Origin of the sequence: Amycolatopsis sp. FU40, from assembly GCF_021903635.1 — a bacterium.
Lineage (GTDB): Bacteria > Actinomycetota > Actinomycetes > Mycobacteriales > Pseudonocardiaceae > Amycolatopsis > Amycolatopsis dendrobii.
Genome location: NZ_CP091381.1, coordinates 4,131,996 through 4,155,215, shown reverse-complemented (window position 1 = coordinate 4,155,215; position 23,220 = coordinate 4,131,996). Strand labels below are relative to the sequence as shown.

Annotated in this window: 23 protein-coding genes; 11 read left to right on the top strand and 12 right to left on the bottom strand. The window is 70.4% G+C overall.

Features of this window, described 5'->3' with window-relative positions:
• Window positions 1-152 precede the first annotated feature (152 nt).
• Window positions 153-1,034, top strand: a complete 882-nt coding sequence (locus L3Q65_RS19910) for a MoxR family ATPase (RefSeq protein WP_009080300.1) — start codon at window positions 153-155, stop codon at window positions 1,032-1,034.
• Window positions 1,031-2,404, top strand: a complete 1,374-nt coding sequence (locus L3Q65_RS19905; RefSeq protein ID WP_237600524.1) for a VWA domain-containing protein — start codon at window positions 1,031-1,033, stop codon at window positions 2,402-2,404. The genes L3Q65_RS19910 and L3Q65_RS19905 overlap by 4 nt, the downstream gene beginning before the upstream one ends.
• On the opposite strand, the gene add is transcribed toward L3Q65_RS19905, so the two are convergent.
• Window positions 2,382-3,365, bottom strand: a complete 984-nt coding sequence (gene add, locus L3Q65_RS19900; RefSeq protein ID WP_237600523.1) for an adenosine deaminase — start codon at window positions 3,363-3,365, stop codon at window positions 2,382-2,384. The two genes, L3Q65_RS19905 and add, sit on opposite strands and share 23 nt — an antisense overlap.
• A gap of 116 nt (window positions 3,366-3,481) precedes the next feature.
• Between add and L3Q65_RS19895 the strand changes: the two genes are divergently transcribed.
• Window positions 3,482-3,685 (top strand): antitoxin, encoded by a 204-nt coding sequence (locus L3Q65_RS19895; protein WP_182893322.1) that lies wholly within the window; start codon window positions 3,482-3,484, stop codon window positions 3,683-3,685.
• Between the two features lie 788 nt (window positions 3,686-4,473).
• On the opposite strand, the gene recQ is transcribed toward L3Q65_RS19895, so the two are convergent.
• Window positions 4,474-6,321 carry a DNA helicase RecQ gene (gene recQ, locus L3Q65_RS19890; RefSeq protein ID WP_237600522.1) on the bottom strand — a complete coding sequence of 616 codons (1,848 nt, stop codon included), beginning with the start codon at window positions 6,319-6,321 and terminating at the stop codon, window positions 4,474-4,476.
• Window positions 6,322-6,563: 242 nt separating this feature from the next.
• Between recQ and L3Q65_RS19885 the strand changes: the two genes are divergently transcribed.
• On the top strand, window positions 6,564-6,998 hold the full coding sequence (locus L3Q65_RS19885; protein WP_237600521.1) for a DUF6314 family protein: 435 nt from the start codon (window positions 6,564-6,566) through the stop codon (window positions 6,996-6,998).
• A 77-nt stretch (window positions 6,999-7,075) separates the two neighbouring features.
• On the opposite strand, the gene L3Q65_RS19880 is transcribed toward L3Q65_RS19885, so the two are convergent.
• Complete coding sequence (locus tag L3Q65_RS19880; protein WP_182893319.1) at window positions 7,076-7,327, bottom strand: hypothetical protein; 252 nt, start codon at window positions 7,325-7,327, stop codon at window positions 7,076-7,078.
• A gap of 147 nt (window positions 7,328-7,474) precedes the next feature.
• Here L3Q65_RS19880 and L3Q65_RS19875 point away from each other — a divergent pair, with 147 nt between their 5' ends.
• Window positions 7,475-7,981 (top strand): DUF664 domain-containing protein, encoded by a 507-nt coding sequence (locus L3Q65_RS19875; protein WP_182893318.1) that lies wholly within the window; start codon window positions 7,475-7,477, stop codon window positions 7,979-7,981.
• Window positions 7,982-8,600: 619 nt separating this feature from the next.
• Here the strand turns inward: L3Q65_RS19875 and soxR are convergent.
• A complete protein-coding gene (soxR, locus tag L3Q65_RS19870; RefSeq protein WP_182893317.1) occupies window positions 8,601-9,068 on the bottom strand; it encodes a redox-sensitive transcriptional activator SoxR in 468 nt (155 codons plus the stop codon).
• 94 nt (window positions 9,069-9,162) lie between these two features.
• Between soxR and L3Q65_RS19865 the strand changes: the two genes are divergently transcribed.
• On the top strand, window positions 9,163-9,723 hold the full coding sequence (locus tag L3Q65_RS19865; RefSeq protein WP_237600520.1) for an NADPH-dependent FMN reductase: 561 nt from the start codon (window positions 9,163-9,165) through the stop codon (window positions 9,721-9,723).
• A gap of 238 nt (window positions 9,724-9,961) precedes the next feature.
• Here L3Q65_RS19865 and L3Q65_RS19860 read toward each other — a convergent pair whose 3' ends face one another.
• Window positions 9,962-11,194, bottom strand: coding sequence for an FAD-dependent oxidoreductase (locus tag L3Q65_RS19860; RefSeq protein WP_237600519.1), 1,233 nt, complete (start codon window positions 11,192-11,194; stop codon window positions 9,962-9,964).
• 56 nt (window positions 11,195-11,250) lie between these two features.
• Here L3Q65_RS19860 and L3Q65_RS19855 point away from each other — a divergent pair, with 56 nt between their 5' ends.
• Window positions 11,251-11,844: a TetR/AcrR family transcriptional regulator gene (locus L3Q65_RS19855; protein WP_182893314.1), complete on the top strand. Its 594-nt coding sequence runs from the start codon at window positions 11,251-11,253 to the stop codon at window positions 11,842-11,844.
• On the opposite strand, the gene L3Q65_RS19850 is transcribed toward L3Q65_RS19855, so the two are convergent.
• Genes L3Q65_RS19850 through L3Q65_RS19840 form a run of 3 tightly spaced genes read right to left on the bottom strand, consistent with a single transcriptional unit; the run spans window position 11,841 to window position 14,406 of the window.
• Window positions 11,841-12,323, bottom strand: a complete 483-nt coding sequence (locus tag L3Q65_RS19850; RefSeq protein ID WP_182893313.1) for a hypothetical protein — start codon at window positions 12,321-12,323, stop codon at window positions 11,841-11,843. The genes L3Q65_RS19855 and L3Q65_RS19850 overlap by 4 nt on opposite strands.
• A complete protein-coding gene (locus L3Q65_RS19845) occupies window positions 12,320-13,666 on the bottom strand; it encodes a HAMP domain-containing sensor histidine kinase (RefSeq protein WP_220507801.1) in 1,347 nt (448 codons plus the stop codon). The genes L3Q65_RS19850 and L3Q65_RS19845 overlap by 4 nt, the downstream gene beginning before the upstream one ends.
• Before the next feature lie 59 nt (window positions 13,667-13,725).
• Window positions 13,726-14,406 (bottom strand): response regulator transcription factor, encoded by a 681-nt coding sequence (locus L3Q65_RS19840; RefSeq protein WP_182893311.1) that lies wholly within the window; start codon window positions 14,404-14,406, stop codon window positions 13,726-13,728.
• 112 nt (window positions 14,407-14,518) lie between these two features.
• Here L3Q65_RS19840 and L3Q65_RS19835 point away from each other — a divergent pair, with 112 nt between their 5' ends.
• Entirely contained in the window at window positions 14,519-15,436 is a 918-nt protein-coding gene (locus L3Q65_RS19835) for a phosphatase PAP2 family protein (RefSeq protein WP_182893310.1), read from the top strand.
• Window positions 15,437-15,468: 32 nt separating this feature from the next.
• Here L3Q65_RS19835 and L3Q65_RS19830 read toward each other — a convergent pair whose 3' ends face one another.
• The 3 genes from L3Q65_RS19830 to L3Q65_RS19820 are packed head-to-tail and all read right to left on the bottom strand — an operon-like array spanning window position 15,469 to window position 18,352.
• Window positions 15,469-16,443 carry a pirin family protein gene (locus tag L3Q65_RS19830; protein WP_237600518.1) on the bottom strand — a complete coding sequence of 325 codons (975 nt, stop codon included), beginning with the start codon at window positions 16,441-16,443 and terminating at the stop codon, window positions 15,469-15,471.
• A gap of 21 nt (window positions 16,444-16,464) precedes the next feature.
• Window positions 16,465-17,283 carry an alpha/beta fold hydrolase gene (locus L3Q65_RS19825; RefSeq protein ID WP_237600517.1) on the bottom strand — a complete coding sequence of 273 codons (819 nt, stop codon included), beginning with the start codon at window positions 17,281-17,283 and terminating at the stop codon, window positions 16,465-16,467.
• 10 nt (window positions 17,284-17,293) lie between these two features.
• Window positions 17,294-18,352: a peptidase dimerization domain-containing protein gene (locus L3Q65_RS19820; RefSeq protein WP_237600516.1), complete on the bottom strand. Its 1,059-nt coding sequence runs from the start codon at window positions 18,350-18,352 to the stop codon at window positions 17,294-17,296.
• Between the two features lie 96 nt (window positions 18,353-18,448).
• On the opposite strand from L3Q65_RS19820, the gene L3Q65_RS19815 reads away from it, so the two are divergent.
• Window positions 18,449-19,366 carry a hypothetical protein gene (locus tag L3Q65_RS19815; RefSeq protein ID WP_237600515.1) on the top strand — a complete coding sequence of 306 codons (918 nt, stop codon included), beginning with the start codon at window positions 18,449-18,451 and terminating at the stop codon, window positions 19,364-19,366.
• A 6-nt stretch (window positions 19,367-19,372) separates the two neighbouring features.
• On the opposite strand, the gene L3Q65_RS19810 is transcribed toward L3Q65_RS19815, so the two are convergent.
• On the bottom strand, window positions 19,373-19,840 hold the full coding sequence (locus L3Q65_RS19810) for a MarR family winged helix-turn-helix transcriptional regulator (RefSeq protein WP_182893305.1): 468 nt from the start codon (window positions 19,838-19,840) through the stop codon (window positions 19,373-19,375).
• Window positions 19,841-19,974: 134 nt separating this feature from the next.
• Between L3Q65_RS19810 and L3Q65_RS19805 the strand changes: the two genes are divergently transcribed.
• Window positions 19,975-21,162: an FAD-dependent monooxygenase gene (locus tag L3Q65_RS19805; protein WP_182893304.1), complete on the top strand. Its 1,188-nt coding sequence runs from the start codon at window positions 19,975-19,977 to the stop codon at window positions 21,160-21,162.
• A gap of 217 nt (window positions 21,163-21,379) precedes the next feature.
• Window positions 21,380-23,212, top strand: a complete 1,833-nt coding sequence (locus tag L3Q65_RS19800; RefSeq protein WP_237600514.1) for an FUSC family protein — start codon at window positions 21,380-21,382, stop codon at window positions 23,210-23,212.
• Window positions 23,213-23,220: the final 8 nt, after the last annotated feature.

The window sequence follows — 23,220 nt, the reverse complement described above, 5'->3', positions numbered from 1 at the left end:
GGTCCGCGGACTCGGCAGACATCGGAGGAATACCGGGTTCGCTGTGCGCTGGCGGTCTTGCGGGCGCGCTTAGGTCCGATGTCTGGTCGCCGGGACGCCTTCGGTGGCGACTGCCCAGTACAGTGCGGGTGAGCGATCGCTTAGGAGGCCACGTGGGCACCGGGTTTTTCTCGTCCGTCGACGACGTGTCGGCGCAGCTGGCCGAGGCCGGGTACCTCGCGTCGACCGCGGTCGCGACCACGGTGTTCCTCGCCGACCGGCTGGGGAAGCCGCTGCTGGTCGAGGGTCCGGCCGGGGTCGGCAAGACCGCGCTGGCGACGGCGGTCGCCGAGGTCACCGGCTCGCGGCTGGTGCGGTTGCAGTGCTACGAGGGCATCGACGAGGCCCGCGCGCTGTACGAGTGGAACCACGCGAAGCAGCTGCTGCGGATCACCGCGGGCCGCGACGAGACGTGGGACGAGGCGCGCACCGACATTTTCGGCGAGGAATTCCTGCTGCGCCGCCCGCTGCTCACCGCGATCTCCGGCACCGAGCCGACCGTGCTGCTGATCGACGAGACGGACAAGGCCGACGTCGAGATCGAGGGCCTGCTGCTGGAGGTGCTCGGCGATTTCCAGGTGACCGTGCCCGAACTCGGCACGATCACCGCGACGCAGCAGCCGTTCGTGGTGCTGACGTCGAACGCGACGCGCGAGCTGTCCGAGGCGCTGCGGCGGCGGTGCCTGTTCCTGCACATCGATTTCCCGGACGAGGACCTGGAACGCGAGATCGTCCGGCTGAAGGTGCCCGGCATCGAGGCCGCGCTCGCGGATTCGGTGGTGCGGGTGATCGCCGCGCTTCGGGCGATGGACCTGCGGAAGCTGCCGTCGGTGGCGGAGACCGTCGACTGGGCGCGCACGCTGCTGGAGCTCGGCGCGGGCGCGCTCGACGAACGCGTGGTGCGCGAAAGCCTCGGCGTCGTGCTGAAGCACCAGGACGACATCGCGAAGGCCGGGGCCGGGCTGCGTCTCGACCAGGTGCTGGACGCGTCGTGACCGCCGCGCCGGGCCTGACCGGACGGCTCGCCGAGTTCGTGCGGGCCTTGCGGGCGCAAGGCATCCCGGCCGGACCCGGCGAGACGGCCGACGCGGCGGCCGCGCTGGAAGTGCTCGGCCTCGACGACCGCGAACTGGTCCGCGAAGGCCTCGCCGCCGCGCTGGTCCGCCGAGGCGGGCAGCGCACGGTGTTCGACGCCGCGTTCGACCTGTACTTCCCGGCTGGCGTCGGCGCTCCCGAGCTGGCGCGCGAAAACCCGCCGCAGGACCGGGAGGAACTGCGGGAAGCACTCGCCGCCGCCCTGGCCGAAGGCGACGACCAGGCGTTGGACCAGCTCGCCGGACTCGCCGTGGACCTGCTGGGCCAGTACGGCGTCGGAACCGGCCCCGGCGGCGGATATTCCGCGCACCAGACGCTGGACCGCCTGCAACCGCAGACGCTCATCGCACAGGTGCTGGCCGCCATGCGGGCCGCGGGTGCCGCGGACGAGTTCACCGACCGGCTCACCCGCGACGAGATCCGCCGCCGCGTCGAAGGTTTCCGCGGCCGGGTGCGGACCGAAGCGCGCCGCCGAGCCGCCGAACTCCGGGGCCGCGAACGGATCGCCAAACACGCGATCGCCCCCGCCGCCGACCGCGTCGACTTCCTCCTCGCCAGCCGTACGCAATTGGCCGAGCTGCGGCGCACTATCCAGCCGCTGTCCCGAAAACTCGCCACCAGGCTTGCCGCACGCCGCAAACGCACCACCCGCGGCCAGATCGACTTGCGCCGAACGCTGCGTCGTTCACTCTCCACTGGCGGCGTGCCCTTGCGTCCAGCCTACCGGCACCGCCGCCCCGGCCGCCCGGAAATCATCCTCCTGTGCGACCTTTCCGGTTCGGTGGCGGGTTTCGCGAACTTCACGATGCTGCTGGTGCAGGCTTTGCGGGACCAGTTCAGCAAAATCCGCGTTTTCGGCTTCGTCGACAGCACCGACGAGGTCACGCACCTCGTAGACACCGGCGCTGCCGATCCCGAACAGCTGGGCGCCCGAATGCTCAGCGAAGCAGCGGTCGTCCGCTGGGACGGCCACAGCGATTACGGCCGTGCGCTGGGACAATTCACTGCGCACTGGCTCGACGCAGTCGGCCCGCGGACGTCGGTCCTCATCCTGGGCGACGCCCGAACGAACGGCGGCGACCCGAACCTCGAAGCCGTCCGCGCGATCCGCTCCCGCGCCCGGCACGTCCACTGGCTGAACCCCGAACGCCGATCCCTATGGGGGACAGGCGATTCCGCCGCACCGGACTACGCGGAGCTGGTGGAAATGCACGAATGCCGGAACGCTCAGCAGCTCGGCGTGCTCGTCACGCGCCTTCTGCCGACCTGAGCCAACTGTCAACTTCCTTGCGCAGCAACACTTTAGTCTCCTCCGGCGCGAACGACGCCTCGACGGCGTTGCCGGCCAGCTGAGCCAAGGTCGCGTCGTCGTACCCGAAAACTTCCCTCGCACGAGTGAATTCGTCGGTGATCGTGGTACCCGTGACGTCCGGGACATCCGTGTTGAGCGTGACCCGGAGTCCCGCCTCGATCAGCCGGGGGAGCGGGTGCTCCGGAAGCGTCGGCACCAACCCGAGCGCGACGTTCGACGATGGACACACCTCGAGCGCGATCCCCTTTTCCGCTACCTGAGCGGCCAGTTCCGCATCCTCGACAATGCGAATCCCGTGCCCAATACGCTCCGCGCCACCGATTTCGATCGCCTCGCGGACGCTGGCCGGCCCAGCGTCCTCGCCGGCGTGGTGGACGAGATGCACGCCCGCCTCCCGCGCCCCGGCGAACACCTCCCGAAACGGCGCGAGCGAGTGCCTTTCCTCTCCGGCCATCCCGATCGCGATGACCTCTTCATGCCGCCCGGCAAGTTCGAGGGTCTTCATCGCCCGCTCGACCGACCGCCGTCGTGAATGGTCGAGGATCAACCGCCATTGCAGCCCATGCTCTTCGCCGCCTTCTTTCAGTCCGTTAAGGACCGCGTCGAGCGGCAGCTCAAGATCCCCGATCCGTTCCCCGTGCGAAGCGGCCGTGAACGTGACCTCGACGTACCGAGTCCCCTGAGCGGCTTCGTCCGCGCAGAACTCGCGCGCGATCCGCTCGAAGTCCGCGGCCTCGCGCAAACACGACCGAGTGAGACTGTTGCGATCGGCAAACGCCCGAAACCCGCTGAACGCGGCCGGTTTGTCCGGCACCCGGACTCCGTGGGCGTCCGCGAGCTCCGCGAGCGTGCCAGGGCGGACGGTGCTCTCGAGGTGGACGTGAAGATGCACCTTGGGAAGGGCCGAAAGATCGCGCACGCGTCGGATGATGCCTGCCCGGGTGTGTCCTGTCATCCAAGTTTCGCCGGGAACTGCAGACGGCTGGACGGCGTTGGGGGAGTGACGGAGATTTCCGCAGGGGAAGGCTGTGTGCGATGGCTCTGATGAAGAAACTCACCATGCTGGCCGGTGCCGCGGGCGCGGTGTCGTACGTGCGGAAGAACCCGCAGAAGGTCAACGAAGCCGTGGGGAAGGCGGCGCGTTTCGTGGACGAGAGGACCCACGGGCGATATCACTCGCAGATCGCGGGAGCCGTCCGGAAGGTCTCGGACACTACCCGCCCTCGGACGGCTGAGTGAGTTTTGCCCTGGCTTCCGGGGCGAGTGAGTCTTGGCGTGGCTTGGGGTTGGCTGCGTGAGGTTTGACTGGACCCCGGCAGTGGGCTGGGCGAGTTTTGACCCAACCCCGGGGGCGGGCTGAGCGAGGTTGACTTAACCCGAGGGCGGGCTGGGTGAGTTTTGCTTAACCCGTTGGCTGAGCGAGTTTTGACCTCAACCTCGGAGGCTGGCTGAGCGAGTTGTGATCCGGCCGCGGAGGTCGGCTGGGGCGTGAGCGGGTTGAGCGCGCCCGGCTCGCGGGCTGGAGCGTGCTGCGCTGAGCGCGGGTAGGACCGCGGTCCGCGGACTCGGGGTTCGCCTGCGGAGCGCGCTGTGCTCAGCGGGCGGTAGTTCGGCTCGTGCTGGCTGATCGCCGTCCGGTGGCGTCGGGACCGCGCGGTTTCGACGCCACCGAGGGCTCGATCGGTCTTCCTGGCTCATCGTGCCTTGATCGCCGTCGGCACTGCCTGCCCGACTCTCGGCTTCGGGAACCCTGCCCAGCCAATCTGTCGAGCCGTCCTGTCGTGCTGTTCGCGCTGTCGCGCCGTCGTGCTGTTCGCTGACTCTGGCCGGTCGTGCTGTGCAGGCTGGCTTGCGGTTCTGCCGAGTCTCGCCGGTCCTTTCCGTCCTGCCCAGCCCGTCGCTCTGCCGCGAATCCGGCTGTCGGCACTGACCAAAGCAGGACCGCTCCGCGAGGTCTTCAACTGCCGTGCGCAACCAGCCCGGCCATCGTCCGCGCTCGCCGACTCCAGCCTCGGCTCGGCCAGCCCTCATTCCTCCTCGGCCAGCACCGCGAGCACACCCTCCCCGTACTTGGCCAGCTTGCTCTCGCCGACCCCGCTCACCGTGCCCAGCGTGTCGAGCGTCGTCGGCATCATCGCGGCGATCTGTCGCAGCGTCGCATCGTGGAAGATCACGTACGCCGGGACACCCTGTTCCTTCGCCGTGGCCCCGCGCCAGGCACGCAGGCGCTCGAACACCGGTGCCGCCTCCGCGGGCATGTCGATCGGAGCCGCTGGCGTGCGGCGGGACGTTCGCGGGGCGCGCGCCGGGCGTTCCGGTTCGCGGCGCAGCTGAACTTCGAGAGAGCCGTTCAGCACCGCGGTCGAGCCTTCGGTCAGCACCAGCGACCCGTAATCTCCTTCGACCGCAAGCAGGTTGCGCGCCAGCAGTTGCCGCACCACCGCGCGCCATTCCTGTTCGCGGAGTTCGGTGCCGATGCCGAAGACCTTCAGCGTGTCATGTTGGAACTGGGTGACCTTCGGCGTCGACTTGCCCAGCAGGATGTCGATGATCTGGCCGGCACCGAATTTCTGTCGCCGTTCGTTGCGCAGACGGACCACTGTGGACAGCAGTTTCTGCGCGGGAATGGTGCCGTCCCAGCGTTCCGGCGGGGCAAGGCAGGTGTCGCAGTTCCCGCACGGCTGACCGGATTGCCCGAAGTACGCGAGGATCTGCGTGCGCCGGCATTCGACCGTCTCGCACAGCGCCAGCATCGCGTTCAGGTGCTGGGCTTGCAGGCGACGATGCATCTCGTCGCCCTCGGACTTGTCGATCAGCCTGCGTTGCTGCATCACGTCTTGCAGCCCGTACGCGAGCCAGGCGGTCGACGGCTGCCCGTCGCGGCCCGCGCGGCCGGTTTCCTGGTAGTAGCCTTCCACGGACTTCGGCAGATCCAGGTGGGCCACAAACCGGACGTCCGGTTTGTCGATGCCCATGCCGAACGCGATCGTGGCGACCACGACAAGCCCGTCCTCGCGCAGGAACCTCGCCTGGTTCGCCGCACGGGTCGACTTGTCGAGCCCGGCGTGGTAGGGCAGCGCCGGGATTCCGTTCTGCACCAGGAAATCCGCCGTCTTTTCGACCGACGCTCGGGACAGGCAGTAGACGATCCCGGCATCGCCCGGGTGCTCGGTGCGCAGGAGATCGAGCAGCTGCTTCTGCGGCGAGTTCTTCGGCACGATCCGGTACTGGATGTTCGGCCGGTCGAAGCTCGCGACGAAATGCTTCGCGCTGTCCAGGCCGAGCCGCTGCGAGATTTCCTTGTGCGTGGCTTCGGTCGCGGTGGCGGTGAGCGCGATCCGGGGCACGTCCGGCCAGCGTTCGTGCAGTGACGACAGCATCAGGTAGTCGGGCCGGAAATCGTGGCCCCACTGGGAGACGCAGTGCGCCTCGTCGATCGCGAACAGTGCGATCTTGCCGCGGTCGAGCAGCCGCACGGTGGATTCGACCGACAGCCGTTCGGGCGCGAGGTAGAGCAGGTCCAGTTCGCCCGCGACAAACGCCTCCTCCACCTCCTGCCGCTGCGCGAAATCCTGGGTGGAGTTGAGGAATCCGGCGCGCACGCCGACGTTGCGCAGCGCGTCGACCTGGTCCTGCATCAGCGCGATGAGCGGCGAGATCACCACGCCGACGCCCGGCCGCACCAGCGACGGGATCTGGTAGCAGAGCGATTTCCCGCCGCCGGTGGGCATGAGCACCAGCGCGTCGCCGCCGGAGATCACGTGCTCGACGATCTCCGCCTGGTCGCCCCGGAACGCGTCGTAGCCGAAGACGCGCTGCAAGGTCTCGAGAGCGGGGGAACGGGTGGCCTGCTCGGCCAGATCGGGGTGCGCCACGCGGCCGATTCTAGGGCGGAAGGCCGTCCGGGCGAGCCTGCCCCGCCGGGTTCGGCGCGAGAGTCCCCGTCGCACCGGCCGTTTTCGGGGTCCGCAATGGCCCCGGTCGCGCAGGGTGAACAGCATGACGACTGGTGACGCCAGGGATGACGGGACCCTTCACGCCGCCCCCGTGACAGACGGTGTCGAGACCGCAGTCCCGGTGCCGTTCGCTTGCGGTCCGGAGGCGCACAATGGGAGCCGTGGCTTTTCCGATCAATGACCTGACCGGGTACTTCTCCGGTGAATGGCAGCTCGTGCGCGAAATCGCCGACGTCGACGGTGCGGCGATGGGCGAGGCGAGCGGCCGCGCGACGTTCACCTCGGAAGACGGCGTGCTCGTCTACCGCGAGTCGGGAGAGCTGCAGCTCGGAGCGCATCGCGGACCGTTTGTCCGGACTCTGCACTATCGGCCGTCCGGCAGCTCGCGCGCCGCGGTCCACTTCGACCATGGCGGGTTCTTCCACGATCTGGACCTGGCGACCGGGGAGTGGACGGCCGATCATCCGTGCGCCGCCGATTGGTATCGAGGGGCGTACCGCGTGCTCGACGATCGCCGGTGGGAGCAGGAATGGGTGGTGACCGGACCGGCCAAGGACCACGTGATCACCAGCCGATTCACGCGTGCGGACACGTGATCTCCCTGGCGCGGCGCAGGATTCCGCGCTGCTGAACTCAGGATCCGGCGGGTATCGAAGCAACCGTCGCGCGTGGCCTACTTGCGCCGGTTGCGCAGGATCACCAGCAGAACCGTGATCGCCGAAATCGCGCAGGCCGCGGTGATCACCATGCCCGCCCAGGCCGGAATCGCGACACCGGCGATGTTGTCGAAGCCGGGCAGGGCGCGGGGCGCGGTGATCGCCACAAGGCCCTCCGTTCGCGTCGTCGGCGTGCAGATCGCTTTCGTGCGGCATTTTACCTGACGTCGGCCGCCCTCGTCAGGTCCGAAGTGGACAGTCGTGGTCACCGCTGGTAGTCAACGGATTTCCCGGGTTGAGGCGCTTCGATCCGGGGCGAAGGGACCCCTCGTGCCGCTCGAGTCACAGTGCTGGGCACGAGCGGATCTTCGAGGCATGATCGAGGCAAGCGCACGACGACGGAAGAGGAGCGCGAGATGAATGTGGCCGATCTGCTCGTGGACGGATTCGGCCGGGTGCGGGAAGTGGTGCACCAGGCAGTCGACGGGCTGACCGCGGAGCAACTGGCGGCGCGACCCGGCCCGGAGGCCAACTCGATCGGCTGGCTGGTCTGGCATTTGGCGAGGGTGCAGGACGACCATGTCGCGGACGTCGCGGGCACCGACCAGTTCTGGACGGCACAGGACTGGCGCGAGAAATTCGGCCTGCCGTTCCCGGCCGGCGACATCGGCTACGGGCACAGCAGCGACGACGTGGCCAAGGTGCGGCCGGAGTCGCCGGATTTGCTCACCGGCTACTACGACGCCGTGCACGAGCACACGGTGTCCTGGGTGACCAGTCTCAACGGGGCGGCGCTGGACCGCGTGGTCGACGAAGGCTGGAACCCGCCGGTCACGCTTGGCGTTCGGCTGGTCAGCGTGCTGTCCGACGACCTCCAGCACGCCGGACAGGCCGCCTACGTGAGGGGGTTGCTGCTGGGATGACCCGAACCGGAGCGGTTGACGCGCCACGTGAGTGACCGGTCCTCATTGCGCGGCGGGCTAAGAGGAGGGGCGGCGATGCGTGTTGGTTAGCGCGCGGTGCGGGCGAGTGAGGAGAGTCGGTTGCTGGCCAACGGGCGCTGAGGATGCGTGGCGAGGGGTGGGATTGGTCGCTGAGTCAGGTGCGGTCGAGGGCGGAATTGGTGGTGGGGAGAGGGCGGTGAGGGTATGCGGTGAAAGTTAGGTTGCTGGGCTAGCACGCGGTGAGGGCCGTGTGGTGAAGCTGGGATTGGTCGCTGAGGCGGGTGCAGGGAGAGTGCACGCCGAGGGCGGAATCGGTGACGGGGGAGAGGACGGTGAGGGTGTGCGATGAGAGTTGGGTTGCTGGCCAACCCGCAGTGAGTGCGCGCGGCGAAGGCGGGACTGGTAGCTGAAGCGGGCGTCGTGAGAGTGCGCGGCGAGTGCTGAGTTGGTGGCCGAAGCGGGCGCAGCCTTGCTGGCGCAGTTCCGTGTAGAGCGGGGCACGATTCCGCGTAGAACTGCGCGGCCGCAGCTCCGCGCGAAGTGAACCCTCGCCGCCGCAGCCGCTCAGCCTCCGAGAGATCTCAGTTGCCGAGCGGTCTCACTCGAACCCGGTGCCCCGGTGGTCCGGGAGTCGTCGCGGGCCGGGGCCGTCTTGGCCCAGGCGGTCTTCCGGATTGGCCAGGCGGCATTTGGCCAGGGACATGCAGCCGCAGCCGATGCAGTCGTTCAGCTGGTCGCGGAGTTGTTCCAGCTGGCGGATGCGCTGGTCGAGGTCGGAGCGCCAGCAGGACGAGATGCGGGACCAGTCGGCGCGGGTCGGGGTGCGGTCGTCCGGGAGGAGGGCCAGCACGTCGCGGATCTGCGCGAGCGGCATGCCCACCCGCTGCGACATGCGGATGAACGTGACCCGCCGCAGGGTGTCGCGGCGGTAGCGGCGCTGGTTGCCCGCGGTGCGCCTGCTGCGGATCAGGTTCTCGTCCTCGTAGAACCGGAGGGCCGACGCGGGTACGCCGCTGCGGTGGGAGAGTTCGCCCACGGTCAGTTCGGGCAGCTCCGTTTTAGCCATGCGCTCAGCATAGCTTGACTTAAAGGGAGCTTGAAGTTCGAGACTCCTTTCCGGAGGCGGGAAACCTGTCCTGCCCCGGGAAAAGGAGAAAAACGTGTCCGAAGCTCCGGTCCGGCTCGCTGTGCTCGTCGGCAGCGCCAGGGAAGGGCGGTTCGCCCCCACGGTCGTGCGCTGGTTCTCCCGTCAGGCCGACCGGCACGGCGGGTTCGCGGTCGACGTCCTGGACGTCGCCGAGATCTCGCTGCCGCTCGCGATGAACGGCGAGGGAGCCGCGCCCGTCGCTGCCCGGCTGGACGCGGCGGACGCGTTCGTCGTGATCACGCCGGAGTACAACCACAGCTACCCGGCCGCGCTCAAGAACGTCCTCGACTGGTTCCGCGGCGAATGGCACGCGAAGCCGGTCGCTTTCGTGTCCTACGGCGGGATTTCCGGCGGGCTGCGCGCGGTCGAACACCTCCGTCCGGTCTTCGCCGAACTGCACGCGGTCACCATCCGCGAAACCGTGAGCTTCCACGGGGTGCACGGCCGGTTCGGGGAGGACGGCGAACCGGTCGACCCTGCTGCCGAGGCCGCGGCGAAGGCGTTGCTCGACCAGCTCGAATGGTGGGCCCGCGCATTGCAGGACGCCCGGTCGGTGCGGGCTTACCCGGCGTAGCTGCCACGGGCGGCGCGGATCGGCGTGGGGGAAGCGCCGGAGGTGGGCTAATGGTGCGGCTGCCCTGGGCGACGCGGTTACCCGTCCGGATCGGGGAACGGAGGAGACCGGAGCGTGTTCCGGTCCGGCGCCAACCGGCGGGGCAGCGAGTCCAGCCCGGCGCCATCCGGCGGGGCAGCGAGTCCGGTGCGGTGCCGCAAACCCCACGCGGGCAAGCGGCACCGCGCCGGACAAGCGTTCAGCCAGCGTAACTGTCCACACCAGACCGTCGCGCGAAAGCAGGTGCGTGTTCCGGCCGCAACCCAACACCCCCAAGGTAAGCAGTCACCCCGGAAAGCACCGGAAACCGTTGCACCACCCGCATCGGCGTGGGCAAACGATCCAGCGTCCCCGCGAGTGCCGGGCGCAGCAGCATCTCGTGTTCGCCCCGCTGGCTCGACTGCACCGCGACCGTCGGCAGCAATCGGCGGCGGCGTACGGCGGCTAGGCGGGACACCGGAACCTCCCCGCGGCGCAACGGTTCCGCGAGGAGCCGGGCGGTGGCGACAGCGTCTTGCACGGCGAGGTTCACCCCGACGCCACCCACTGGCGACATCGGGTGTGCCGCGTCCCCGATGCACAACGCGCCGGGGGCGTGCCAGCGCGGAAGGAGGCCCATAGTCACTTCGAGCAGTTTCACGTCGTCCCACGAGCGGATGGCGGACACTTGCGAAGGCGTCCAGCCGAAAAGCTCTGCCAACCGTGCGCGGAAGTCTTCGACGGGGCCGGAACGCAGGCGGGCGTCTTGGCCTCGGGGGATGAGGTACGAGGTTTGGTAGTAATCCCCGCGATCCATGGTCACTGAGGCGTATCCGGGGCCGAACCGGGCGAACACCCCCTGTTCGCCCGGTCCGGCTTTCGGCACTCGCACCTGCCAGACGTCCATCGGGACGTCCGATTCCCGCAGGGCGAGGCCGAGTTCGCGGCGCACGGTCGACCAGCGTCCGTCGCAGCCGACGGTCAGCGGGGCGGCAAGCTCGTGCACACCGGTGTCGTCGCGGTAGTCGACGCCGGTCACGCGGCCGGCCTCGCGGCGGAGCGACACCACGGAAGCGCCCATGTGCAGGGAGAATTTCGGTTCTGCCGCACCGGCTTCGGCCAGCAGGCCCAGGAATTCGGCTTGCGGGACCATCGCGATGTGCTTGTGCGGGCCGCGCAGTCTGCTGAAGTCGGCGGCGATCACCGTTTCCTCGCCGATCTCCATTTTCATCCGCTCCAGGACCGAACGGGACAGCGCGGCGAACTGGGCGCCGAGGCCCAGTTCGTCCAGCAGGCGCAGCGTCGACGGGTGCACGGTGTCGCCGCGGAAGTCCCGCAGGAAGTCGCGGTGCTTTTCCAGCACCACCACCTCGACCCCGGCCCGTGCCAGCAGCAGGCCCAGCATCACGCCTGCCGGACCGCCGCCGGCGACCACGCATCCGGTCCGTTCCATCGGGACCTCCAATCTTAGAGACTCTCTAAGTTTAGAGTAACGCTAAGATTCCTGCCATGACCGGGTTGCGGGAAGAGAAGAAGCGGCGGACCCGCCAGGCGCTGATCGAGGCGGCGCTCACGCTGTTCGACGAGCAGGGCTACGACGGCACGACCGTCGCCGAGATCTCCGCGCGGGCGAAGGTGTCCCCGGCGACGTACTTCAACTACTTCGCCACCAAAGAGGACGTCGTCTTCGCTGACCAGCATCTTTACGACGAGGTGGTCGACGAGGTCTTCGCGGCGGCGGAGCCGGGAGCGCCGGTGGCGGAGATGGTGACCAAGACCGTCTACGCGCTGGCGACGGCGGACGCGTGGAGTTTCCCGCTGGACCATCCGCTCACTGAGGTGCGCACTCGGCTGCTGGCCGGGGTCCCTGCGCTGCGCGCGGGATATCTGCTGCGCAACGCAGCGGTGGGCGACCGGTGGGCGGAGAAGCTCTACGAGACGTGTGCGCCACGACTGGATCGGGTCGAGGCTGCGGCGTTGACCGGTGCGGTGCTGGGCGCGTTGGAGGCGGCGTTGCGGCAGGTGCCTGCGGGGGAGAGCGCGACGGAAGCCGTGCTGGGGATCGTCGAGCGGGTCGTGCGCGGGTTCGTGCCGAAAGGCTAATTGCAGTACAGGGATTCGAGTTTGGTGTCCGACGCGACCACGGTGATCCCCTTGCTGACCGGCTGCCCGGAGGCCGCCAGCGACGCGGACACGGTGCAGACCACCTGCTGCAAGCCGATGGGGTACAGCATTTTCATCGATTCGGAGACGGTCACGGTCACCGGCTGGGCCGAGGTGTCGACCGTGACGTGCCGGCCGGGCGAGAGCGTCGAGTAGAAACCCTCCTGCTCCTCCGTGCGAGTCGGGCCGCCGAACAGTTCCGTCAGGACCGTCGTGGGGGTCGCGTCCCTTGCCCAAGCGCGCTGCACGGGGCTGAGTTGTCCCGCGTAGACGAAGTAGAGCGTGATTTGCGGACGTGGTGCGCCCAGCTGGAATCCGCCGGGGGCGTCGCCGGCGGGAACCACTCCGGTCGGCTGGATGCCGCAACCGGCGAGGGCCAGTACAGAAGCGAAAACAACGAAGAGCCGCCGAAGTTTCATCGCTCCTCCTGCGCGGTGCGGGGCAGCCGGAGCGTGAACCGCGCCCCGTCGCCGGTGTTCGCGGCTTCGATGTCGCCGCCGTGCAGCCGGGCGTTTTCCAGCGCGATCGACAGACCGAGGCCGCTTCCGTCGGAGCGGGCTCGCGAGGTGTCGGCTTTCGCGAAGCGGTCGAACACTTTCGGCAGCACCTCCTCGGGAATTCCCGGGCCGTGGTCGGTGACGGTCAGGAAGACGGTCGTGTCGTCGGTGCTCAGCCGGACCTCGACCGGCGGCGCGCCGTGGTGCAGGGCGTTGCCGACGAGGTTGGCGACGACCAGGTCGAGCCGTCGCGGGTCGGCGGGCACGGTGATGCTCGGCAGGTCGGCGGCCACGGAGTCGGTCCAGCCGCGGGCGGCGAGGCTGTTCGGCACCGCCTCGGCCAGGTCGACCTCTTCGACCCGCAACTCGGCCCGTCCGGCGTCGAAGCGGGAGATCTCGACCAGGTCCTGCACGAGCCGGGTCAGCCGCCGCGTTTCGGCGGACACCAGCCGCGCCGCTACGGCGGTGTCCGAGGGCAGCTGGTCGGCGTCTTCGTCGAGGACGTCGGTGACCACGTTCATCGCCGCCAGCGGCGTGCGCAGCTCGTGCGAGACGTCGGCGACGAACCGGCGCGCGTCGGCCTCCATTTCGCGCAGCGAGCCGACGGTGCGTTCCAGTTCCGCCGCGGTGTGGTTGAACGTCGTGACCAGCTGGGCCAGTTCGTCGGACCCCTTGGCGGGCAGGCGCACGTCGAGCTGCCCGTCGCCGAGTTTGCGGGCCGCGGAGTTCAGCGCGCGCACCGGTCGCAGCACTTGCCGCGCGGCCAGCAGCGCCAGCGCGACCGCGATCGGCAGGGCCAGCGCGGTCATCAGCCACGCGCGCGTCGCCAGCTGCTCGATCGCGGCCTGCTGGGTGGCGAGCGGAACCGTTTTGTAGACCTCGATGCCGGTGTGCTCGCTCTTCCCCGCGCCGTAGCGCAGCAGCGGCATCCCGATGTAGAGCACCGGCCGCCCGCCCTCGACGACCCGCTGGAACTGGATGCTGGTCCCGTCCGCGACCGCGGTGCGCAGCCCGGCGGGCAGTTCCGCCGGATTCAGCCCGACGCGCGAATGCAGCGACCCGAACACTACGGTCGTGACGCCCTTGAGCGAGCTCGCCATGTTGTCGAGCTGGCGCTGGTCGGGCGGCAGGGTCAGCTGCGGCAGGTACGTCCTGACCTCGTCGCGCAGCTGCACCATCGCCGGGTCCTGCACGCCGGCCAGGATCGTGTTGCGCGCGGACACGTAGCTCGCGCCCGCCGCCGCGCCCGCTCCGACCAGCGTCATCGCCGCGAACGCCAGCACCAGCCGCAGGCGCAGCCCGGACACCCACGACCGGAGCCGGTTCACGAGCGGCCGAACCGGTAGCCGAAGCCGCGGACGGTCTGCACGTGGTCCGGCCGCGCCGGGACGTCCTCGATCTTCGCGCGCAGCCGCTGCACGCAGGCGTCGACCAGGCGGGAATCGCCGAGATAGTCGTGGCCCCACACGGACGCGAGCAGCTGGCTGCGGCTGTACACCTGGCCCGGCGTGCGCGAGATCTCCAGCAGCAGCTTGAGTTCGGTCGGCGTGAGCGAAACCTGTTCGCCGTGCTTCCGCACCAGCATCCCGGCCCGGTCGATCACCAGGTCGCCGTGCTGTTCGGGGCCCGCGGCCCCGGGTTCGGCGGCGGTGCGGCGCAGCACCGCGCGGATCCGGGCGTCGAGCACGCGCGGTTCGATCGGCTTCACGACGTAGTCGTCCGCGCCCGCTTCGAGGCCGGCGACGATGTCGAAATCGTCGCTGCGCGCGGTGAGCATGATGATCGGCACCTGGCCGAGCGCGCGGATCCGGCGGCAGGTCTCGAACCCGTCGATGCCGGGCAGCATCAGGTCGAGCACCACCAGGTCGGGCGCGCGTTCGCGCAGCTGCGCCACGCCGTCCTCGCCGGTCGCGGCCGTGTGCACCGTGTGTCCTTGCCTGCGCAGCGCCAGTTCCATGCCCTCGCGGACGGACGCGTCGTCCTCGACCACCAACACCACAGCCACAGGGGCCATTATTCGGAATGCCCGCGGATTCGCGCGAGCCGGGCGGATCTTGTAGCGAAACCATGACACGGCTCTGACGAGATCCCGAAATCCCGCGGCCAGGCTCGAAGGCATGGCAGTGCTGACTCCTGAAACGCCGACGTCCGAAACGCCCCCGCCCGCACCCCGGCACGCGCTCGCCCCGCCGCGGCGTTCGCGGACCGCCGTGCTGGTCGCGGCCGCGATCGGGTTCGCGGGCGCGTTCGTCGTCGCCTACCTGCTGTTCGTGCGGACCGAGGCCGGGCAGCGCGCCGAGGACGGGGTGGTCCGCTTCGCGCAGAACCTTCCGCGGTCCACTGTGGACTGGGCGCGGCCGCTGGCCGGGATCGACGGGGTCGAGGTGTTCGGCGCGGCCGGGATCGTGATCGTGGCGCTCGCGGTGCTGCGCAAGCGATTCGCGCTCGGCGTGACCGCGCTGGTGCTGTACTTGCTGCCGCTGGCGGCCGCGCAGCTGCTCAAGATCTACCTGCTGGACCGGCCGGACGTCGGTTCGGCCGGCGCCCCGCACCACAACAGCTTTCCGAGCGGGCACGTGAGCGCGGCCACCGCCGTGCTGCTGGCACTGGCCGTGGTGCTGCCCGCGCGGTTCCGGACCTGGGTGCTCGCCGTGGGTGCGCCCGGCGTCGCCTGGGTGGCCGCGGCGACCGTCGCGCTCAGCTGGCACCGTCTTTCCGACACCGTGGGCGCCTGCCTGCTGGTGGCCGCGGTGGTGTCGGCGGGCGCGGCGGTCGTCTCGGCGCGGCGTCCGGACGGCAGCCGGATCCCGCCGGTGCTGACGGCGATCGCGCTGCTCGGGCCGGTCGCGGTGGTGCTGGGCGGGTACGCGGTGCTGGCCTCGGCGACGTCGGTTCCGGCCCGGTTCGTGGCGGCGCTGGTGCTGGCCGCGCTGAGTGCGGTGGCGGTGGTGCTGCTGGCCGCCGGACCGCTCCGCCGGGTGAACTTCGACCCGTCCGGGGCGCGGAACCGGCTCAGCGGCGCCGCGGGGTCGTGAGTGCTGATCCCGGTTCTAGCCGCGATCGACGCTCACGAGGGGTTGCGGCGCGGTTTGATCCGCACGGCGGGCAGCGGGGGAGCGGGCAGCCGAGCCGGGCCGCCGGGGTAGGGCTCGATCGCGCCGAACTGGTCGGAGTTCGCCTCCCACGCCTCGCGGTATTCGGCGATCTCGTCGTGGCTGCGGCCGACGAAGTTCCACCACATCAGGATTTCCTCGCCGAACGGCGGCCCGCCGAGCACGATCGCCCGCGCCGGGGAGGCCCCGGGGTTGTGCAGGTCGAGCGCGGACGCGCCGATGCCGAGGTAGCCGAGCTGGGCCCGCTGCAGCGCAGTGCCCGCGAAGGTGACTTCCCCGGTGTCGAGCAGGACACCGTGCTCGAAGGACGGATCCGCGTCGAGGCGCAGCGACGCGCCCGGGTCCAGGACGATTTCCGCGCCCAGCAACGGAGTGAAGGTCTTGACCGGCGAGGTTTGCCCGGCCAGCGTGCCGAGGAAGACGCGCGCGGCGGCCCCGCCGAGGTCGGCGGCGGGCGGGACGTAATGCTGGAAATCTCGGGCGGTGTGCCGGTGCTCGTCCGGCAGCGCGACCCAGAGCTGGACCCCGTGCAGCGTCGTGGTTTCCGGCGTCGACACCTCTTCGTGGCAGATGCCGTGCCCGCCGGTCATCAGGTTCAGCTCGCCGGGCCGGACCATCGCGTGCGAGCCGAGGCTGTCGCGGTGCTCGATCTCGCCGGTGAACAGCCAGCTCACCGTCTGCAGGCCGGTGTGCGGATGCGGGCCGACGGACATGCCGCCGCTGACGGAGGTGTCGTCCGGGCCGTAGTGGTCGGCGAAGCACCACGCGCCGATCAGCGACCGCTGTCGTTGCGGCAAGGTGCGGCGGACCGGCATCGCCCGCGGTCCGCCGAGCGGGACTGAGCGGGCGTCGAGGATCTCGACCTTGCCGGGGTCGACGGGGTCGCCGCCGCACGCTAGTTCGGCCGGATCGGTCTCGACGTTGCTCATGCCTGACACGATAACCGGCGGTCAGCGGGCGAGGAGGTTGCGCAGCCAGTCGAGCGCGGTCGGGAGCGCGTTGAGCACCGAGATGTGCCCGTCGCGCGGGCGCAGCCACAGTTCGGCGTCCGGGAGGTTCCGCAGGAGCCATTCGCTGTGGCGGCTCGGGACGATCTGGTCCTCGCCGCCGTGCACCAGCAGCACGGGCACCCGCACGTCGGCGGCGGAGAAACCCCACGGCGCGACGTACGCGAGGTCGTCGTCGGCTTCGGCGGCCACGTCACCGGAAGCCCCGGCGTCCTCGCCCAGCGGACCCCACGTTCCGCGCAGCGCCGCCCAGTCCGCGTCGGTGAAGCTCGTCGGGTCGAATTCCTGCGTTTCTCCGTGCTGCAGCCGGGTTTCGCGGCCCTTGTGGGCGGCCCGCAGCGAGCTGTCGTCGACCATCCCGCCGTACCAGTCGTACTCCTCGGAGTACGGGGCCAGCCCGGCGAGGCACACCGCCGCGGTCACCCGATCCGGCAGCATCGCGGCGCAGGCGAGCGTGTGCGGTCCGCCGCCGGACGCTCCCGCCACCGCGAACCGCGGCAGGTCCAAGGCATCCGCCAATTGCCGGACGTCCTCGGCAGCCGAGCCCACCGTCCGCCCGGCCCGGGGCGTGGACCCGCCGTATCCGGGCCGTGCATAGGAAACGACCCGGAATCCTCGTGCGGCCGCAGCCTCCACCACGGGCGGCAGCAGGCGTCCGGACTGCGGAGTCCCGTGGTGCCACACCAAGGGAAAGCCGTCGCCCTCGCTGTCGTGCACGCGAAGGTCGCGGCCGTCGGGCAGCGGCAGATCAGTCGTCCCCATGCCGAGGACTCTAGCCACCCCGGCGCGCTCGATCGGCGAAATTGTCCCAAGCCTGCCGGACCAGCGCGGGATGCGCGAGAAGGTCCGAGGCGGTCCGGGCCAGCGCCGACGCCGTCGCGAGCAGCACCGTCCGGGCCCGCGGCGACCCGGTCGCCTCGGCGAAGGCGCGGCTGCCGACCGCGCGCCCCGGATCGTGGAGCGCGACGGACGGATGGATCGCCGGCATCCGCACGCTCAGGTCGCCCACCTCGGGCCTGCCGGGAATCGCCGCCGCCCCGGACGGGGACGCGTGGATCCCGCACGCCGCGAGATGCCGGGCGAAATGCCCGGACAGCACCGGATTGTCCTGGAACCGCGCGTGAATCGGGCCGAACCGTTCGACGTTCGCCTTGGTTCCGGTCGCTATAGCGGCGCCTTCGGCGGCGGTGGTCACTTCGGTGACGACGTGCCCGAGCGTTTCGGAGTCCGGCGCACGCAGCCCGAAGCGGGCTTCGGCGAAATCGGGCACCACATCGGTGGATTCCCCGCCGTGCGTCACGATTCCCTGCACCGCCGCGCCCGCGGGCAGCCGGGCCCGGAGCGCGGCGATCGCGGTGAAGACCTGCACCAGCCCGGCGACCGCGTCGGTGCTGTCTTCGGGCGCCGGCCCCGAATTCCCGTGCACGGTCACGCGCAGTTCGGTCCGCGCGGCGAGCGGCGCGGCGGCCCAGGTGTGCACGCCGGGCTGGAAGGTCAGCACCGCGTCGATCCCGTCGCCGGGGCGGTCGGTGACGACGACGGAACCGGATTCCAGCGTCCGGCCGGTGGCGAGCGCTGCCCCGATTACCGCCGCGGCGACGAGGTTGTGCCCGAATTCCCGGAGCCGGTCGGACGGGAGCAGCAAGGCGACGCACGGCCGCCCGGAGCCGTACCGCGCGACGCCGCCGTCGACGGCGAAACCGGCCTCGGCGAGCGGGCCGAGATCCGGCTCCTGCTCGCCGCCCGGTTCGCGGGACCAGGCCCAGAGCCGCTCGGCGAGCAGTTCGATCTCGTGGTCGGTCCGGTCGTGCCGGTCCTCGTCGGGCTCCATGCCGCCCAGGTACCCAGCGGGCAGCGATTCGATCCCCTTCGAAAGTGGGTAATTCGGCCGTTGGCGCGCCCGGGCCGGTGCGCGAGGGTCACTGGCATGACAGCGGGAAGCTACCGGGTGCTGCCGGCCGAGGTGTCGGCGATCGTGAAGAACGTGGAGGGCCTCGGCGCCGCGGCGTTCTCGGCCGTCCGCGACCTCGAGACGCTCGTGATCGACGCCTTGTCGTTCGCGGGCATCGGCAGCGGGGTCGCCGCGGCGAACACCTTGCTGCAGTCGAAACTCGTGTCGTCGCTGGGCGATTTCGTGAAGCTGATCGACCAGGTCAACGGCAAGGTGCAGCACGCGGCGCAGAACTACGCCGACGCCGACACCGCAGTGGCCGAGGGTTATGGCGGCGGCACGGGCGGTGGAGCTGGGGCCGGAGGCGGCGGTGCGGCTGCTGGGGGTGCCGCACCGCAGCAGCTGGACGACCGGGTCGTCGATTCGATCATGCGGTCCGAGGGCGCGACCGGCGAACAGGGCGGCGTGCGCGAGGCGTACGGCTTCCGCGAGAGCATGCACAACGGCTACGACCAGATCATGGCCGCCCGCCGGGAGTACGGCCTCGGCAGTGCCGAAGAACGCGCGGTGGTCGCGCAGCTGATGACCGAGAACGCGCGCCGGGCCGGGGCGATGGAGTTCACCGACGCGGGCACCCAGGCCGCGATCATGTCCGGCGCGCACATGCGCGGCGCGGGCGGCGTCCGGGCGATCCTGAACCACATGGGCGGCGCGGACATCGTGCGGAGCGCGCGCACCCTCGACCCGGCCGCCGTGCAGCAGCTGCAGGGCCTGTCGCCGCAGGAATTCCAGCAGCAGTTCCACGACGCCCGGATCGAATACGACCGCGAGATCTACGGCGACACGACCACCCGCCAGAACGGGCACACGCAGAACTGGTGGGACCGCTACGGAAACGGGCTGACCCAGCGCTACGACCGCGAGCAGCAGGAGTTCCTGCGGCTGTCGCGGTAATCCGCTTCAGTCCAAATCGGACAACCCGGCCGTCAGGTCCTCGACCAGCTTTTTCATCAGCCGGTCGAGGAGCTGGCGGTCTTCCGCTGTCCAGCCGCTGAGCGCGTCGGCGAACCAGCCTTCGATCACCCCGACGTAGCGTTCGGCCGCGGCCTTGCCTTCGGGCGTCAGCTCGATCAGCCGGGCCCGCTGGTCGTCCGGGTCGGCCACGCGCCGTACCAGCCCGCGGCCTTCCAGCCCCTGCACCTGCCGCGTCACGTGCGGGCCGACGACGTTCATCCGGTTCGCGATCTCGCCGACCCGCAGCGGCGCGTCCTCGATGTGCAGGATGCCGAGCACGCTCATCGCCGGCCGCTCCAGCGGGAACCCGGTGGCCTCGACCGCGCGCTCGAAGAGCTTGCCCCGGCGCAGCGTCCCGCTCAGTTCGTTCAGCCGGGGGAGCAGGTCCCGGAGCAGGGAAGGGACGGCGGACATCGTGGGCTCCTTGATTAGATACCTAACTTAGGTATACGGTTGGGTCACCGGGATCGCGCGAGGCGGTTCCGGCCGGTCTCGAAAATGATACCTAAGGTAGGCATCTATCGCCTGCCGGGGACAAGGGGAGAACCATGAGCGGGAGTGTGCTGATCTCGGGGGCGAGCATCGCGGGCCCGGCGCTGGCGTACTGGCTGAACCAGTACGGCTTCGCGGTCACCGTGGCGGAGAAGGCGGCCGCGGTGCGCGGCGGCGGGTACCCGATCGACATGCGCGGCCCGGCCGTCGAGGTGCTGCGGCGGATGGGGCTGGAGGAGAAGGTGCGGGAGCGGCACGTCGCCACCCGGCGGCTCGCGTTCCTCGACGCGGACGGCAGCGTCCTGAACAGCGTCGCGCCGACCGTGATCACCGGGGACGAGTCCGGGTACGACATCGAGCTGGCCCGCGGCGACCTCACCAGCCTGTTGTACGACGCGGTCCGCGACGACGTCGAGTTCCGTTTTTCGGAGTCGATCGCCGAACTGGACGATCGCGGCGACGCCGTCGAGGTCACCTTCGCCAGCGGCCGGAGCCAGACGTTCGACCTGGTCATCGGCGCGGACGGGTTGCACTCGAAGACCCGTGCGCTCGCGTTCGGGCCGGAGGAGCAGTTCCACCGCTACCTCGGCTACTGCTTCGCCGGATTCACCATGCCGAACTACCTCGGCCTGTCCCACGAGGGCGCGTCCTGGGCGGTGGCGGGCCGGTCGGCGTCGCTTTACGCCGCCGGCGACCGCGACAGCGACCAGGTGCACGGATTCCTGGTGTTCACTCACGCCGAGCCGCCCTTCTCCGCGTTCTCCGACCCCGCCGCGCAGCGCGACCTGGTCGCGAGCCGCTTCGAGGGCTGCGGCTGGGAGGTGCCGCGGATGGTCGAGGCGATGCGCTCGGCGGACGATCTGTTCTTCGACGTGGTCAGCCAGATCCACCTGCCGGTCTGGTCGAAGGGCCGCGTCGCGCTGGCCGGGGACGCCGCGCACGCGACGTCGTTCCTGTCCGGGCAGGGATCGAGCCTCGCGATGATCGGCGCGTACCTGCTGGCGTACGAGCTGGCGGACGCTCCGCACGACGTCGCCTTCGCCGCGTACGAGAAGCGCTCGCGGAAGTTCGTGGAGGCCAACCAGGCGCTGGCGACGGGCGGGTCGGCGCTGATGTCGCCGCGGACCGAGGCGGAGGTGGCGGCGCGGAGCGCGGCGTTGCTGGCGCTGGACGGGTTGCCGGGGGCAGAGCACAGCGAGGTGCACAACTTGCTGACGCTGCCGCCGGAGCGTGCGAACGTCTGAGGCGTCGTGAGCGGCGTTGCCGGTTAGAACCGGCATAAACACCCACGACACGCACGCGCTCAGGCCCGCACCGACCGCTGCGCCATGCTCCGCAACTGCCTGCGGCGGCGCGGGCTGAGGCGTCGTGAGCGGCTGTCGCGGTCAGAACCGGGATCAGCACGCACGACTGCGACGTGCGAGGCTACTGCGGCATTGCGCGGTGACGGAACGGGGCGGGATGAACGCGATTGCGCGCGGCGGCGGGATGCTCGCGGCGATTCTGGTGGTCGTCGGCGGCACCGCCGGGCTCGGGGTGGCGCTCGGGCTCGGCGGGACGGCGATGCTGGCGGGGCTGACCGCATTGTTCTGCTTCATCGCCGCCACCGGCGGCCCGCTGCGGCCGGACCTGTGGTTGCTCGCGGCGTTCGCTCCGGCGGTCGTGCTCGGCGGCGCCGGGCCGCGGTTGCTGGGCGAGGTGTCGCCGGTCGCGTCGATCGCGCTGCTCGTGCTGGTGGTGTTCGCGGCGGCGGTGGTGCCCGCGCTGGGCCCGCGGTACGTGACGGTCGGGCTCGGGCTCGGCATGGCTTCGGTGTTCGGCTACGGCTTCCAGTTGAGCGGTGCGGCCAGCCCGGTGCAGATCGTCTGCGCGCCGGCGCTGGCCGTCGCGGTCGTGTTCGTGCTGCGGCTGCTGATGGGCCTGAGCGATCCGGGCAAGCCGACCCGCACTGCCTTGGCCGACGCGCTCGCGGGGCCGGATCGCGCGAGCGCGGAGCGCGCGGTGCGGCTGTGGATGACCGATCGGCCGCGCGCGTGGCAGGCGCGGGTTCTCGCTGGTGGCGCGCGGTACCACGGAACCGCTGCGCTGCTGCGGGATCGGCTGCGTGCGTTCGACGAAGAACAAGCGGCGGCTGTTTCCCGGGTGCTCGACGCCGCGGACGAACAGGTCGCGGAGCTGGCGGAAGCCGTGCGGGCGAAGACGGTTTCGGATCCGCCGGAGATCGAACGGGCCGACCCGGACGTCGCGCTGCCCGGCGACACTGCTGCGCTGCTCGACGAAGCCTGGGCCGGGTTGTCCGCGATCCGGGAAGCCGTGCTGAACCGCGACGAGTCCATTGTGGACTTCCCGCGGCATCTGGTCCGCGAGGCCTTGCGGCGCGAGGCGACCGGTGTGTTCTCGTGGCGGTCCGCGCAGTTGCGGCACGCGGTCCGGTGCGCGCTGGGAATGCTGGTCGCCGCGGTGATCGCGACGTTCCGCCCAGGCGACCCGCTCACCGTGTCGTTCCTGATGACGACGTTCGCGCTCATGCAGCCGGAATGGCGGGACACACTGGCGAAAGCGTGGCAGCGCGCCGCCGGTGCGGTGGCCGGGGCTGTGGTGCTGGCGGTCGCGTTGTGGTTGCTGCCGCCGGGCGCGTTGCTGCCGCTGGGGATCGTCGCGCTGCTCGTCGGGTTCCCGTTCATGCAGGTAAAGCCCATGGTGTTCAACGGCTGCATGGTGCTGATGAGCGTCGGGATGAACGCGACGACGCGGCATCTGGACGCGGTGTCGGTGCTCGGGGAATACCTGCTGCTGGTGGCGTTGGCGGTGGTGATCGGCCTGCTGTTCGGCTTCGCCGCGGTGCCCGGGGTACCGAAACCTTCGGTGGCGCAACGGTTTTCCGACGCCGTCTCCGAAACTGGCGAGCTGCTCGCGGCGGTGGCGGAGCGGTTGCGCGGCGGAGGCGGCCGTCGTGAGGTCGGGCTGCGGTTCCGCGCCGCGGCTCGGACGCATCAGGACCTGCTGAGCCCCGAGCCCGGCAGCCGGGAGCCTGCGTCGGAGCAGCGAGAAGCCTTGGAAGAGGCCGGGCAGGGCTTGCGCGGTCTCGCGGCTTCGGCGGGCGCGCTGCTGCAGCGGGACGGTCAGTCGCCGACGATGGCGTCCTTCGCGGAGGCCGCGGCAGGCGCGCTGGCAGGCAGCGGAGAACTGCCGCCGCGACCTTCGGAGGTCGACGAGGAGGAACGGCTGCTGGCCGACCTCGTCCGGGCTGACCTGCTGCGCGTGCACCGCGGCGCGGAGGTCCTCGCGGGCTGAAAGGCCAT

Bases quoted from the DNA above. Each gene is read 5' to 3' on its own strand.
- L3Q65_RS19855 (WP_182893314.1), top strand. From the start codon at position 11,251: ATGACCGGGTTGCGGGAAGAGAAGAAGCGGCGGACCCGCCAGGCGCTG.
- L3Q65_RS19800 (WP_237600514.1), top strand. From the start codon at position 21,380: ATGAACGCGATTGCGCGCGGCGGCGGGATGCTCGCGGCGATTCTGGTG.
- L3Q65_RS19875 (WP_182893318.1), top strand. From the start codon at position 7,475: ATGAATGTGGCCGATCTGCTCGTGGACGGATTCGGCCGGGTGCGGGAA.
- L3Q65_RS19830 (WP_237600518.1), bottom strand. From the start codon at position 16,443: ATGAGCAACGTCGAGACCGATCCGGCCGAACTAGCGTGCGGCGGCGAC.
- L3Q65_RS19805 (WP_182893304.1), top strand. From the start codon at position 19,975: ATGAGCGGGAGTGTGCTGATCTCGGGGGCGAGCATCGCGGGCCCGGCG.
- L3Q65_RS19835 (WP_182893310.1), top strand. From the start codon at position 14,519: ATGGCAGTGCTGACTCCTGAAACGCCGACGTCCGAAACGCCCCCGCCC.
- L3Q65_RS19815 (WP_237600515.1), top strand. From the start codon at position 18,449: ATGACAGCGGGAAGCTACCGGGTGCTGCCGGCCGAGGTGTCGGCGATC.
- L3Q65_RS19825 (WP_237600517.1), bottom strand. From the start codon at position 17,283: ATGGGGACGACTGATCTGCCGCTGCCCGACGGCCGCGACCTTCGCGTG.
- L3Q65_RS19820 (WP_237600516.1), bottom strand. From the start codon at position 18,352: ATGGAGCCCGACGAGGACCGGCACGACCGGACCGACCACGAGATCGAA.
- L3Q65_RS19810 (WP_182893305.1), bottom strand. From the start codon at position 19,840: ATGTCCGCCGTCCCTTCCCTGCTCCGGGACCTGCTCCCCCGGCTGAAC.
- soxR (WP_182893317.1), bottom strand. From the start codon at position 9,068: ATGGCTAAAACGGAGCTGCCCGAACTGACCGTGGGCGAACTCTCCCAC.
- L3Q65_RS19860 (WP_237600519.1), bottom strand. From the start codon at position 11,194: ATGGAACGGACCGGATGCGTGGTCGCCGGCGGCGGTCCGGCAGGCGTG.
- L3Q65_RS19895 (WP_182893322.1), top strand. From the start codon at position 3,482: ATGGCTCTGATGAAGAAACTCACCATGCTGGCCGGTGCCGCGGGCGCG.
- L3Q65_RS19845 (WP_220507801.1), bottom strand. From the start codon at position 13,666: ATGACGCTGGTCGGAGCGGGCGCGGCGGCGGGCGCGAGCTACGTGTCC.
- L3Q65_RS19850 (WP_182893313.1), bottom strand. From the start codon at position 12,323: ATGAAACTTCGGCGGCTCTTCGTTGTTTTCGCTTCTGTACTGGCCCTC.